We start from the raw sequence: 12,647 nt of genomic DNA on the forward strand, positions 1-12,647 counted from the left end.
TATAGGATAATACAGCGTTTACAGTGATTTTGGAACAGGGGGACTATGATGAAGTACATCATCATTGGTATTATCATTCTCATTGCTTTGATCATCGTCGCCTTCATAATGAGGCGAAAGCATACAGTCATCATCAATAAGCTGGAAGTAGAGAAGCTGCAGATCCAGCATAAGCCGATCCTTGAAGAATTGACAAAAGTGAAGCAACTGAATATGAATGGCGAGACGGAGGAGAAGTTCGAACGCTGGCGGAGCAGCTGGACGGAAGTCATGGATGAGCACATGCCGACCATCGACAACCTCCTTTTTGATGCGGAAGAGGCCATTGACCGGCTGCGATTCGGCAAGGCGGCCGGAATTGAAAAAGAGATCGAGTCTAAGATTTCCTATGCAGATGGTGAGATGAACCGGATTCTCGAAGAGCTGGATGAGCTGATCGGCAGCGAAGAGCTGAACCGAGTCGAGATGGAGGAGCTGAAAAAGCGCCATAAGGCCGCACGCAAGAGCCTGCTCGCTCATCAGCATTCGTTCGGAAATGCCATAGGCCTGCTTGAAAAGCGCCTTGAGGCCATCAACCCCCGCTTTGAAGAGTATGATGAGCTGACATCAGCCGGCAATTACCTGAAAGCCCGTGAGACCGTACTCGGACTTTCCGATGAAGCCAAAGAGACGTTTGCGCTGATCGAAGACGTTCCGGTCCTCCTGACTGAGATCCAGACGAAAATTCCGCAGTCAATCAGGGATTTGCGTGCAGGCATCCGGGAGATGGAAGACGGTGGCTACTATATCGGACATCTGAAGATGGAAGAGCGGCTATCGGAAATCGACCGTGAGCTGGAGGACCTGAAAGCGGCGCTTGAATCGCTTGAAGTAGCTGAAGTCAAAGAGCGCACTGCCTTCCTGGAAACGGAAATCAACGGATTCTACGACAAGCTGGAACAGGAAGTGTATGCCCGGCATTATGTCGAGGAGAATCATGCGCATATCGCCGCGAACCTTGGCGAGCTGAGCGCATTCACCAGAAGCACTGCGGACGAAGCACGGTTTGTGCAGCAGAACTACAGGCTGAGCGAGAAGGAAGCAGCCATTCCTGATGCGGCACTGGAACAGGTGGCCGGCCTGGAGAAGCGTTTTGGTCTGCTGACGGACCGGCTCAATGCCGGACAGTCCGCTTCGTCGGTACTTGAGGAAGAGCTGAAGGCGATCGATGAGGAGTCGAGGCAGCTGCTGGACGAGCAGGGCCGCTTCTCCGATCGTCTTAAGGAACTGCGCATCAATGAAACAGAGGCTCGCGCCCGGCTGTCAGAGCTCGGAAGAATTCTTCAGGAGACGGACCGGAAGCTTTTCAAGGCGAATACTCCCGGAATCCCGGAAGACATGGACGTTCGTCTCGAGGAAGCGGAAGAGCAGCTGTTCATCGTCAGCCGAAATCTTCAGGAAATGCCATTGAATATGTCGCTTGTGAATGAAAGCCTCACAAAAGCGGAAAGCTATATTCATGAGGTCTCGCAGAAAGCAGATGAAATGCTGGAAAACGTCGACTTGATCGAACGACTGATTCAGTACGGCAACCGTTACCGCTCCAACCCTGCAATCGATGAGCAGCTCGCAGAAGCCGAAGAGGCATTCCACCACTGCCGCTATGGAAAAGCGCTGGAAGACGCAGCATCCGCCGTTGAGGCAGCGGAGCCCGGGGCCCTTAAAAAAATCGAAGTACTTGTCAAACAGGAAGTCTGACGTACATAATAAGTCAGGGAATCAGCCACCTCACAACTTGTGATGGTGGCTTTCGTTTGGAAAGGAAGCATGCATCATGATCTATTTTGACAACAGTGCGACGACAATGCCCGACGATCGGGTTCTGGATACATTCGTTAAATCCTCGAAGGCTTTTTTCGCCAATCCTTCCTCGCTGCACCGGCTCGGCATAGAGGCCGACCGTCTCCTTGAGCGGGCAAGTGAGCAAGTGGCCGAGCTTGCCGGTATGCCGGGAGGCAAGGTCGTCTTCACATCCGGGGGCACAGAAGCCGACAATCTGGCTCTTTTCGGCCTGGCACGCGGCAACCGCAGCCACGGAAAGAAGATCATTGTGTCGGCAATCGAACATCCGGCCGTTCTGCAATCCATTCCGCAACTGGAAGCTGAAGGTTTTATGGTCGAGAGGGTCCATGTCGGCCGTGATGGAGTCATCGACATGGCTGACCTGGACCGCAAGCTGACGGCGGACACGTCAGTGGTGTCCATCATGCACGTCAACAACGAAACCGGCGCGATCCAGCCGCTTGAGGAGGCGGGCAAGCTCATCCGGGCCAAAACCCGGGCAGTTTTTCATTCAGATACGGTTCAAAGCTTCGGGAAAATCCCGGTTCCGATATCTGAGAACGGTCCCGACGCCATATCTGTGTCGGCGCACAAAATACACGGCCTCGAGGGATCCGGTGCGCTGATCCTAAAAAAACGTCATGAGCTCCAGCCAATCTTGTTCGGAGGCGGCCAACAGGAGGGCCTCCGGAGCGGAACAGTGCCGGTTGCGCATGCGGCGGCGCTGGCCAAGGCGATGCGCCTCTCCGTGGAAGAAAGGGACCTTGCACCCTATGCGGATTGGAGAAATGATCTCGTCCGCTATTTCGGGACTTTCAGCAAGGTGATGGTTCTCGGTTCCGAAAACAATGCGCCCCATATCCTCTCCGTTGCCATCCGGGGCATCAAAGGAGAAATTGCGGTCAATGCTCTGCAGGAGAGGGAAATCTATGTATCCACATCGAGCGCATGCTCTTCGAGAAGCCGCAAGGAAAGCCACGTTCTCCAGGCGATGGGTGTTCCTGATGATTACCGCCATGGGGTGATCCGGATCAGTTTCGGGCGGATGAACACTGCCGGGGAAATTGAGAAATTCAAGGAAGTATTCAATTCGTTCATGGAAACGATAGAAAGGGTTTGATCCGAAAATGATGTACCATGAAATCATGATCCGTTACGGGGAACTCTCATTGAAAGGGAAAAACCGGAACGTCTTTATCCGCAAGCTGAGAGACAATATCCGCCGCATCATGAAAGACCTTCCGACGGTCAAGGTCAAATCGGAACATGACCGGATGTACCTGTTCGCGGAAGAAGGACAAGAAATTGAAGAAGCTTTGGAGCGTCTGTCCGATGTTTTTGGAATCCAGTCGTTCAGTCCGGCGGTCCGCTGCAAAGCTGATCTGGAAACGATCAAAGAAACTGCGAAACGGATTCTTTCCGATATGGAAACAGAAGGAAAGACGTTCAAGGTTGAAGTTCGGCGCGCAGATAAGACTTTCCCGCTGAAAACAATCGAACTCCAGCAGGAAATGGGAGGTCATCTGCTCCCGCTCTTCCCGGGACTGGTTGTCAGGATGAAGAATCCTGAAATCCGCCTTCTCATCGATATCCGTGAGGACGGAGCTTACCTCTCGACAAAAACGCTCCAGGGAGCCGGCGGCCTTCCTGCGGGATCCAATGGACATGCGCTCCTGATGCTCTCAGGTGGGATCGACAGTCCTGTTGCCGGATATCTGATGATGAAGCGCGGCCTGAAACTGGATGTCATCCATTTCCACAGCCCGCCATTTACGAGTGAGCAGTCCAAGCAGAAAGTCGTGGAACTTGCAGAACGGCTAAGCGCATTCGGGACGCGGATCCGCATGCATACCATCCATTTCACCGAAATTCAGCAGGCTGTGCAGGATGCGGTTCCATCAGCGCTTACGATGACAACGATGCGCCGCATGATGATGAAAATAGCGGACCGGGTTCGGGAGGAAATCGGAGCCAAGGCGATCGTCACCGGTGAAAGCCTGGGCCAGGTCGCCAGCCAGACACTTGATAGTCTGAGTGCCATCAATGAAGTGACGACGACCCCGGTGCTCCGTCCGCTCATCGCGGTGGACAAACTGGACATCATCAGCATCGCCGAAAAGATCGGCACATACGAAACGTCAATCCGTCCATTTGAGGACTGCTGTACCATCTTTACGCCTTCCAATCCGGCCACCAAGCCGAAAACGGATAAAGTCATTTATTATGAGGGCAACGCAGATTTCGGACCGATGATCGAAAAAGCCGTGGCCGAACGGGAAATCATCGAGCTGCCGCTTAAAAAAGAAGAAGATCCATTTTCGGATCTTCTGTAATCAGACACAAATTTCCAGTTAACCTGCCGTATGATAATCCGCCTCCGGTACATTCTATGTGCACAAGGAGGTGATACATCATGGCAAACAACAACAGCAACAACTCGAATCAGCTTCTCGTACCTGGTGTCCGCCAAGCGCTGGACCAGATGAAGTACGAAATCGCTCAAGAGTTCGGAGTTCAGCTGGGTGCCGACGCAACATCGCGTGCCAACGGTTCCGTTGGCGGAGAAATCACCAAGCGTTTGGTTTCGATGGCACAGCAGCAAATGAAAGGCCAACAATAATGCAATGAAGGCCGCCCGTCCAAGACGGGCGGTCTTTAATTTATACCGGTTCTTTCTGAATAAAGTGTGCGGCATAGTTCCGGATTATCCGCCTGATCTATTTAATTTCCAGAGATCCTGCCGTATGATAATTCGCTTCCGGCACATTCTATGAGCACAAGGAGGTGATACATCCATGGCAAACGACAACAACAACTCAAACCAGCTTCTCGTACCTGGTGTCCGCCAAGCGCTGGACCAGATGAAGTATGAAATCGCTCAGGAATTCGGAGTTCAGCTGGGTGCCGACGCAACATCGCGTGCCAACGGTTCCGTTGGCGGAGAAATCACCAAGCGTTTGGTTTCGATGGCACAGCAGCAAATGAAGGGCCAACAATAATGCAAGAGAAGACCGCCCGTCCATGACGGGCGGCTTTAAATTTGCAACCGCACTTATTACATAATCTGTCCCGGTCCATTCTCCTGCATCCTCTGGCTATATCTTCCGAAAACAAATTCGATTTTGAAACGCCGAAATGTTAGGCGTATAATCGATAGTGAATATGGAAAAGGGGTGACTGGCATGAATAGAGAAGACCTGCTGGCACCGGAGCTGTATAACCTTGCTTCGGAATTTGAAAAATATGCCGATGACCCGGCGCGCAAAGCGTTGATTTGGACAGACGGACAACAGACACGGGAAGTGACATACCGTGAACTGATGGAGCGTGCAAACCGTTGTGCAAACGTGCTCGTGGCGCACGGGCTCGGAAAAGGCGATGTCGTCATCGTCATGATGCCCCGGCTGATCGAGGCTTATGTTGCTTATGTGGCTGCCCTTAAAGCCGGCATCGTCGTCATTCCAAGCTCTGAAATGCTCCGTGCATCGGATATCGACTACCGCCTCGTGCACAGCGGGGCCAAAGCGATCATCGCTTATGCACCATTTGCAGACCAGTTCAAGGAAGCCAGTCATATGGCCGGCGTAAAATTGTTTATTGTCGGCGATTCGGAGGAGGGGATTCCGCTTCTTGATGAAATGGAGCATGCATCAGACGCATTTGAATCTCCCGAGACCCGCAGCGGTGATATGGCATTTCTATCCTACACGTCCGGGACGACAGGCAAGCCGAAGGGGGTTGTCCATACACACGGCTGGGGCTACGCCCATCTCCGGACATCTGCCGCAAACTGGCTCGGCATAGAGGATGGCGACACGGTTTGGGCCACAGCAAGTCCGGGATGGCAGAAGTGGATCTGGTCACCGTTTCTCGCAACGCTGGGCAGCGGTTCGACGGGCTTTGTCTACAACGGACGGTTTGAACCGAAAAAATACCTGGAGCTTATCGGGCAGTACGGGGTCAATGTACTTTGCTGCACCCCGACAGAATACCGGCTGATGGCGAAGACGGACAATCTTTCGGATTATGACCTTTCTTCGCTCCACAGTGCTGTTTCGGCAGGTGAACCCCTTAATATTGAAGTGATTGAAACTTTCAGCCGTGAATTCGGCCTTGAGGTCAGGGACGGTTACGGGCAGACGGAAAACACGCTGCTCGTCGGAACAATGAAGGGAATGGAAGCACGCCCGGGCTCGATGGGCAAGCCGACTCCGGGCAACCGGGTGGAAATCATCGACGATGAAGGTAAACCTTGTCCTCCGGGCGAGGCGGGAGATATCGCAGTTCACGTCGATACACCGGCGCTGTTCAGGGAATATCTGAATGATCCGGAGCGGACGAGCAGACAGTTCCGCGGGGACTACTATGTCACGGGGGACCGGGCAAAGATGGATGAAGACGGTTATTTCTGGTTTGAAGGCCGTGCCGATGATATCATCATCTCCTCAGGTTATACGATCGGGCCTTTCGAGGTGGAAGACGCACTGACCAAACATCTGGCGGTTAAGGAATGTGCAGTTGTCGCAAGTCCGGATCCGGAACGCGGAAGCATCGTCAAGGCATTCATCGTGCTCCGGAATCCGGAAGAAGCTTCGGATGAACTCGTGAAGAACCTGCAGGATCATGTCAAAACAGTTACGGCTCCATATAAGTATCCGCGTGCGGTCGAGTTTCTCGACGAGTTGCCGAAGACCGCATCCGGCAAGATCATGAGGGTCGAACTGCGCAAGCAGGAGGCCATGAGCTGATTTTTGAGCGCTCCATCCTTCCCGTCCGGCTCAACCGGTACCGGATGGGCAGTGATCAAACCTCCCCCGGGTTCATCGGGGAGGTTTTTTAGTTTGGTGTGCAAGCGGACGTCCGCTGCGCAGGAAGGAAAGGAGGGACTGTCCTTGGAAAGCAAGGAGAAAGCAGGCATCATCTGGGCGGCCTCCGCTTACCTGATATGGGGAGTGCTGCCGATCTACTGGAAAGGCCTCGGTCATGTGCCGAGTGGAGAAGTTCTCGCCCAGCGGATTTTCTGGGCATCCATCACAACCGTCGCGGTGGTTTTATTGCTGGGCCAGGGAAAGCAGCTGGCCGGAGACCTTAAGGCCCTATGGGGAAACAAGCGTTCATTCTGGAGCCTGTTCGGCGCATCTGTCATCATCTCGGGCAACTGGTTCCTGTTTATCTGGGCGGTCAATAACGGACACATTGTGCAGACCAGTCTCGGCTATTACATCAATCCGCTTTTATCGATCCTCCTCGGGATCGTCTTTCTGAAGGAGAGGCTGTCTTCACCAGAAAAAGCAGCCGTTGTGCTGGCCCTCCTGGGTGTCCTGATCATCACCGTTTCCTACGGAACATTCCCGTGGCTGGCTCTCGGCCTGGCAGGAACGTTCGCCATCTATGGTTTTGCAAAAAAGACCATCCACTTGGATGCCCTGAGGGGCCTGACGATCGAGACGGCTTTTATCGCCCCGTTCGCCGCGGCCTATCTCATCTGGGCAGGAACATCCGACGGGCTGGCGTTCTTTGAGGCCGGAACGGGCACAGTCCTTCTCCTCGTTCTATCCGGAGCGGCAACGGCTGTCCCGCTTGTCCTTTTCGCGAAAGGGGCGCAGACCATGCCGCTTTATCTTCTCGGATTCCTTCAGTACATTGCGCCGTCGATGATGCTGTTCCTGGGGGTCGTGGTCTACGGTGAAGCATTCGGTTTAATTGAGGCGATCGCCTTTTCCTTCATCTGGGCAGGGCTGGTCCTGGTGACCGTATCGAAGTTCCGGATGATGAAAAAGATGAAGCCCGCCGAAGAAAAATGAAACGGGATGCAGTCCTCTCACGTATAGAGAGTTGGAAAGGGAGGTAGAAATCACATGAACATGAAACGATGGATCGCCCTCGGCGCGGCCGTACTCCTGTTCGTTGTAGCGGCAGGCATCAATACGGTGTCGTCCATTATGTCAATGAACTGGCAATCTGTAATGGAAGATCAGCTTGCGCCCGCCGGCGGACAGATGGAGCAAGTCGTCGAGGATGGGGACGCGAGGAACCGGATTGCGCTTCTGCGTGTAGACGGAATCATCCAGGACACGGGTGCAGCCTCCCCATTGTTTGCGACAACCGGATATAATCATCAGGCATTCATGGAGCAGCTTGATATGATCCGGGAGGACAATTCCGTCAAGGGCGTGGTGCTGTACGTGAACTCGCCAGGCGGCGGTGTTGTAGAATCGTCCGATATCCATGACAAGCTTGTCGAAATCCAGGAAGAGAAAGATATCCCGGTCTACGTGAGCATGGGCGGCATGGCTGCATCGGGCGGCTATTACATTTCAGCCCCGGCGGATAAAATCTTTGTACATAAGGAGACTCTGACCGGCTCGATCGGCGTCATCATGGAAAGCATCAATTATGGCGGATTCGCGGAAGAGCATGGAATCGATTTCGTCACCATCAAATCGGGCAAGTACAAGGACATCATGAGTCCGACGCGGGATATGACAGACGAAGAGCGTGACATGCTCCAGACGATGCTGAACGATTCCTATGAGCGTTTTGTGGACGTCATCGAGGCAGGCCGCGGAATGAGCGAGGCTGAGGTGAAGAAATGGGCCGACGGCCGCATCATGAACGGCGGTCAGGCAGTCGAAGCCAAACTGGCGGATGAAACAGGGCGGCTTGAGGATGCCATCGCCGGACTGCGGGCAGATCATGGTCTGGACAAAGCCCAGGTGTTCGAATACGGCATGGATGCCGGCTTCGGATCACTGTTCGGAGTAAAAATGCAGTCGCTCTTCCAGGGGGATCTGGAAAGCCGCATCATCGGGCAGGTGCTGTCCGATTATAACTCACCGCGCATGATGTACCTGTACGGTGAAAAGTGAGGAGGGATTCGAAATGACGGAACCAATGCAAGGAACCGGTCATCTTTCCGGATCCTTCCCTGAGCCCGAGGAGTTCCGGCATGCCTATGCCGGGTTCTGGATCCGCTTCTGGTCTTATCTGATCGACCTCATCGTTTTGGGGTCTCTCAGCATGCTTGTGGTGCGTCCGCTGTTCCGGCTCGCCGGACTTGAGATTGCTCCCGATGCCTGGTATGCACCTTACAATCTGCTGACCGCAGCCATCTTCTTTCTGTATTTCATCTTCATGACGAAATACTTCGGCCAGACAGTCGGCAAGATGGTCACGGGCATCCGGGTCATCCGGCGGGACGGCGGGCCGCTGGACTGGAAGACTGTACTGTTCCGTGAATGGATTGGCCGGTATTTCTCGAAGACATTGGCGATTCTCTATATTGTGGTCGGCTTTACGCCGAAAAAGGAAGCGCTGCATGATTATATCGCGGACACGCTGGTCATTCACGAGGAGCGATACCAGAAGGCGGCTCCAGCCCGCGGTTATGCGAACCGTTTGCAAGACGGTCACGCACTCTAGTACACTTGGAGAAAAGGAGGCGTTGCAAGATGGCACAAGTAACATTCAAACAACAACCGGTTACACTCCTCGGAACGGAAATCAAGGTCGGTGACGAGGCGCCGGACTTCACGGTTCTTCAAAATGACCTGACCCCGTTCACGCTGAAAGATACAGAAGGGAAGATCCGGCTGATCAGCGTCATCCCGTCGATCGACACAGGCGTCTGCTCGACACAGACCAAGCGCTTCAACGAAGCGGTCACAGAGCTGGGCGATGATGTGGCGGTGCTGACAATCTCCGTCGACCTGCCGTTTGCGCAGGCGCGCTGGAAGGCGTCCGAAGGCCTGGATAATGCCCATACCCTTTCCGACCACCGCGACCTGTCGTTCGGCACGGCTTACGGTGTTGTCATGAAGGAGTTGCGCCTCCTGGCAAGGAGCGTCTTCGTGATCGGCAAAGACGGCAAAGTCGCCTATGTCGAATATGTATCGGAAGGCACCAACCATCCGGACTATGACAAAGCAATCGACGCCGTCAAGAAACTGGCGGAATAAAAACGAAACCCACTCCGGCGAGTGGGTTTCTCATTTGCGGAGGATGAACATGGAAACCAATACAGAACGGATCTTTAATTTCCTTGACGGCCACTCGGAGAGAATTTCGAAAAAAGAGGGGACGATGTATCTTGAAGCCGTCCTTGAAACAGTAAGGGCATGGGCGGATGGGAAAATCGCCCCGGAAGCGGAAAAGCCGTCAAAGGAAGAAGTGCGCAAGGGACTCCAGCTTGCCATGCTGAAGGGCATGAAGGAGAGCGCCCAGCCGAATCACCACATGACCCCTGATTCCATCGGGCTGATCACCGGCTATCTGGCCGACCGTCTGACCGGCGGAAAACCGTATGTCACCATGTTCGACCCGGCAATCGGAACAGGAAATCTGCTCTATACCGTGATGAACTTCATGGATGGCCGCACTGCGGCAAGCGGTTCCGAAATTGATGATCTTCTGATCCAGCTTGCGGCCGCCTCGGCGGATCTGCTGTCACAGCCTGTCACACTGTATCACCAGGATTCGCTGCGCCCGCTGATGGTAGACCCGGCGGACCTTGTCGTCACAGACCTGCCGGTAGGCTATTATCCGGATGATGAAAACGCGATGAACTATAATCTGAGAGCGGAAGAAGGGCATTCCTACGCCCATCACCTGTTTATCGAGCAATCGATGCGGCACCTTAAAAAAGGCGGTCATGGCATCTTTGTCGTACCGGCAAACCTGTTCGAATCGGAATTTGCGACACAGCTCCATACGTTCCTGAAGGATGAAGCGGAAATCCTCGGTGTCATCGCTCTTCCGGAAGGACTGTTCAAGAATAAGGCCAATGCCAAGAGCCTGCTTCTCCTGAGGAAACCCGAAGGCCGGCCAGGACCAAAACCTGAGGTCCTGCTGGCGCAGGCTCCGGATCTGAAAAATGCCAATGCCGTCTCGGCGTTTTTTGGTAAGGTAGACGCGTGGGCGGAGCAAAACGGCTATAAAAAAGCATGATAAAAGGGATGTGCAGCGTTCGGCGGCACATCCCTTTTGCTTACTCTGCGACCGGTTCTTCACCGGGCAGCTCTTCGGTCCGGACGACGAGCACATCACATTTGGAGCTCCGGACAATCGTTTCCGAAATCGATCCGATCAGGAAGCGTTCAACCGCGTTGAGGCCGGTCGCTCCGCAGACGATCAGGTCCGCCTCGACCTTTTTTGAGATATCGCGCGGAATCATTGTCTTTGGAGAGCCGTATTCAACGATGATATTAACGTCCTGGACGCCGGCTGCCTCGGCTTCTTTGCGGTAGTCGGCAAGGAGCTCATCCGCGAATTTATGGGCCCGATCGGCGATGGAGCGGTCATACGCTTCGACAGCTGCAAACGAGCGGGTGTCGATGATGTTCACCAAGTTGAGTGTAGCCTTGTTGCGTTTTGCAATCCCGACAGATTTCTTGAATGCCCACTCGGCTTCCTTGGAACCATCCACCGCGACAAGAATATGTTTGTAGTTGAGTGTCATGTCGTTCCCTCCCTTTTCTATTGTTCTTTTTCGTCGAAAGGTTTAACGAATCCTGCATCAGACTGGTAGGAACAGTGGCAAAATTGTGTCCCTTCTGAAGAAAACCGCTTCCGTGTCGAAAAAAGAGTGTTATGATGGAACTGCAGAAACAGGGGACAAGCCAACCTTCTGCCCAGCAACCAAGGATAGACATATGGGAGGGTATAGGAAATGCGAATCGGTGTACCAAAAGAAATCAAGAACAATGAAAATCGCGTGGCGATGACGCCAGCGGGCGTGGTGACTCTGAATCTGGCGGGCCATGAAGTTCTGATCGAAACGGGGGCGGGACAGGGTTCCGGCTTTACAGATGAAGATTACAGCGAAGCAGGTGCGACAATTGTCGGCACTGCCCGCGAAGCATGGGATGCGGAAATGGTCATGAAGGTTAAAGAGCCGGTCGCATCCGAATATCCATATTTCCGTGAAGGGCTGATCCTCTTCACTTATCTTCACCTTGCTCCTGAGGAAGCGCTAACAGCGGCTTTGCTTGAAAATAAGGTGGTCGGCATTGCGTATGAAACCGTCCAGCTTCCGAACCGCTCGCTTCCGCTGCTCTCGCCGATGAGCGAGGTGGCAGGCCGGATGGCCACTCAGATCGGTGCCCAGTTCCTCGAGCGCATCCACGGCGGCAAAGGAATTCTTCTGTCCGGCGTGCCGGGTGTCCAGCGCGGGAAAGTCGCTGTGATCGGAGGCGGAATGGCCGGTGCGAATGCTGCGCGTGTGGCGGTAGGCATGGGTGCGCAGGTGACCGTTCTCGATCTGAACCCCGAGCGGCTCCGCCAGCTGGATGACCAGTTCGGCAATGATATCCAGACTCTCATGTCGAATCCGCTCAACATTGCGGAAGCGGTAAAGGATGCGGACCTCGTCGTCGGAGCTGTACTGATTCCGGGTGCGAAGGCTCCGAAACTCGTCACCGAGGAAATGGTCAAGTCGATGCAGCCCGGATCGGTCCTTGTCGATATCGCAATCGATCAGGGAGGGATTTTTGAGACGAGTGACCGGGTGACGACGCATGACGATCCGACTTATGAAAAACATGGTGTCGTCCATTATGCGGTGGCTAATATGCCTGGTGCCGTTCCTCGCACATCCACGATGGCACTCACGAACGTAACGGTCCCTTATGCGCTGCAGATTGCGAACAAAGGCTGGAAGCAGGCAGCGCTTGACAATGAGGCCCTCCGCAAAGGCTATAACACCCTGGAAGGGCATATTACTTACAAAGCTGTGGCAGACGATCAGGGCCGCGAGTATGTCCCTGTCGAATCGCTTCTTCAATAATGCACGAACAAAACCGCCGAAGAAAATTCCTTTCGGCGGTTTT

The 12,647-nt window shown here is 53.9% G+C and carries 13 protein-coding genes; 12 read left to right on the forward strand and 1 reads right to left on the reverse strand.

The features are described 5' to 3' along the window. Nucleotides 1–48: 48 nt before the first annotated feature. The 11 genes from ezrA to DZC51_RS15565 all read left to right on the forward strand — a co-directional run bounded on the left by ezrA (nucleotide 49) and on the right by DZC51_RS15565 (nucleotide 10,767). The gene (ezrA, locus tag DZC51_RS15515) at nucleotides 49–1,737 is read left to right on the forward strand and encodes a septation ring formation regulator EzrA (RefSeq protein WP_198304140.1); all 1,689 of its coding nucleotides are present in this window, start codon (nucleotides 49–51) and stop codon (nucleotides 1,735–1,737) included. A gap of 76 nt (nucleotides 1,738–1,813) precedes the next feature. Next, on the forward strand, nucleotides 1,814–2,941 hold the full coding sequence (locus tag DZC51_RS15520) for a cysteine desulfurase family protein (protein WP_157297393.1): 1,128 nt from the start codon (nucleotides 1,814–1,816) through the stop codon (nucleotides 2,939–2,941). Between the two features lie 7 nt (nucleotides 2,942–2,948). Further along, complete coding sequence (gene thiI, locus DZC51_RS15525) at nucleotides 2,949–4,154, forward strand: tRNA uracil 4-sulfurtransferase ThiI (RefSeq protein WP_157297394.1); 1,206 nt, start codon at nucleotides 2,949–2,951, stop codon at nucleotides 4,152–4,154. A gap of 80 nt (nucleotides 4,155–4,234) precedes the next feature. Next, entirely contained in the window at nucleotides 4,235–4,441 is a 207-nt protein-coding gene (locus tag DZC51_RS15530) for an alpha/beta-type small acid-soluble spore protein (protein ID WP_008300213.1), read from the forward strand. Between the two features lie 175 nt (nucleotides 4,442–4,616). After that, complete coding sequence (locus tag DZC51_RS15535; RefSeq protein ID WP_008299759.1) at nucleotides 4,617–4,820, forward strand: alpha/beta-type small acid-soluble spore protein; 204 nt, start codon at nucleotides 4,617–4,619, stop codon at nucleotides 4,818–4,820. Between the two features lie 183 nt (nucleotides 4,821–5,003). Then, complete coding sequence (mbcS, locus tag DZC51_RS15540) at nucleotides 5,004–6,569, forward strand: acyl-CoA synthetase MbcS (RefSeq protein WP_157297395.1); 1,566 nt, start codon at nucleotides 5,004–5,006, stop codon at nucleotides 6,567–6,569. 144 nt (nucleotides 6,570–6,713) lie between these two features. Then, nucleotides 6,714–7,625 carry an EamA family transporter RarD gene (gene rarD, locus DZC51_RS15545; RefSeq protein ID WP_157297396.1) on the forward strand — a complete coding sequence of 304 codons (912 nt, stop codon included), beginning with the start codon at nucleotides 6,714–6,716 and terminating at the stop codon, nucleotides 7,623–7,625. A 54-nt stretch (nucleotides 7,626–7,679) separates the two neighbouring features. Next, nucleotides 7,680–8,690 (forward strand): signal peptide peptidase SppA, encoded by a 1,011-nt coding sequence (gene sppA / locus DZC51_RS15550; RefSeq protein WP_157297397.1) that lies wholly within the window; start codon nucleotides 7,680–7,682, stop codon nucleotides 8,688–8,690. A gap of 13 nt (nucleotides 8,691–8,703) precedes the next feature. Beyond that, on the forward strand, nucleotides 8,704–9,243 hold the full coding sequence (locus tag DZC51_RS15555; RefSeq protein ID WP_157297398.1) for an RDD family protein: 540 nt from the start codon (nucleotides 8,704–8,706) through the stop codon (nucleotides 9,241–9,243). A gap of 29 nt (nucleotides 9,244–9,272) precedes the next feature. Then, complete coding sequence (gene tpx / locus DZC51_RS15560) at nucleotides 9,273–9,779, forward strand: thiol peroxidase (protein WP_157297399.1); 507 nt, start codon at nucleotides 9,273–9,275, stop codon at nucleotides 9,777–9,779. Between the two features lie 49 nt (nucleotides 9,780–9,828). Beyond that, the gene (locus DZC51_RS15565) at nucleotides 9,829–10,767 is read left to right on the forward strand and encodes a class I SAM-dependent methyltransferase (protein WP_157297400.1); all 939 of its coding nucleotides are present in this window, start codon (nucleotides 9,829–9,831) and stop codon (nucleotides 10,765–10,767) included. Between the two features lie 40 nt (nucleotides 10,768–10,807). Here the strand turns inward: DZC51_RS15565 and DZC51_RS15570 are convergent, their stop codons facing one another. Then, complete coding sequence (locus DZC51_RS15570) at nucleotides 10,808–11,278, reverse strand: universal stress protein (RefSeq protein ID WP_157297401.1); 471 nt, start codon at nucleotides 11,276–11,278, stop codon at nucleotides 10,808–10,810. Nucleotides 11,279–11,488: 210 nt separating this feature from the next. Between DZC51_RS15570 and ald the strand changes: the two genes are divergently transcribed. Continuing rightward, nucleotides 11,489–12,604 (forward strand): alanine dehydrogenase, encoded by a 1,116-nt coding sequence (gene ald, locus DZC51_RS15575; RefSeq protein ID WP_157297402.1) that lies wholly within the window; start codon nucleotides 11,489–11,491, stop codon nucleotides 12,602–12,604. The last annotated feature ends 43 nt before the right edge of the window (nucleotides 12,605–12,647 follow it).

This window comes from Bhargavaea sp. CC-171006 (assembly GCF_009761675.1).
In the GTDB taxonomy this organism is placed as follows: domain Bacteria; phylum Bacillota; class Bacilli; order Bacillales_A; family Planococcaceae; genus Bhargavaea; species Bhargavaea changchunensis.

Bases quoted from the DNA above. Each gene is read 5' to 3' on its own strand.
- ezrA (WP_198304140.1), top strand. From the start codon at position 49: ATGAAGTACATCATCATTGGTATTATCATTCTCATTGCTTTGATCATC.
- DZC51_RS15520 (WP_157297393.1), top strand. From the start codon at position 1,814: ATGATCTATTTTGACAACAGTGCGACGACAATGCCCGACGATCGGGTT.
- thiI (WP_157297394.1), top strand. From the start codon at position 2,949: ATGATGTACCATGAAATCATGATCCGTTACGGGGAACTCTCATTGAAA.
- DZC51_RS15530 (WP_008300213.1), top strand. From the start codon at position 4,235: ATGGCAAACAACAACAGCAACAACTCGAATCAGCTTCTCGTACCTGGT.
- DZC51_RS15535 (WP_008299759.1), top strand. From the start codon at position 4,617: ATGGCAAACGACAACAACAACTCAAACCAGCTTCTCGTACCTGGTGTC.
- mbcS (WP_157297395.1), top strand. From the start codon at position 5,004: ATGAATAGAGAAGACCTGCTGGCACCGGAGCTGTATAACCTTGCTTCG.
- sppA (WP_157297397.1), top strand. From the start codon at position 7,680: ATGAACATGAAACGATGGATCGCCCTCGGCGCGGCCGTACTCCTGTTC.
- DZC51_RS15555 (WP_157297398.1), top strand. From the start codon at position 8,704: ATGACGGAACCAATGCAAGGAACCGGTCATCTTTCCGGATCCTTCCCT.
- tpx (WP_157297399.1), top strand. From the start codon at position 9,273: ATGGCACAAGTAACATTCAAACAACAACCGGTTACACTCCTCGGAACG.
- DZC51_RS15565 (WP_157297400.1), top strand. From the start codon at position 9,829: ATGGAAACCAATACAGAACGGATCTTTAATTTCCTTGACGGCCACTCG.
- DZC51_RS15570 (WP_157297401.1), bottom strand. From the start codon at position 11,278: ATGACACTCAACTACAAACATATTCTTGTCGCGGTGGATGGTTCCAAG.
- ald (WP_157297402.1), top strand. From the start codon at position 11,489: ATGCGAATCGGTGTACCAAAAGAAATCAAGAACAATGAAAATCGCGTG.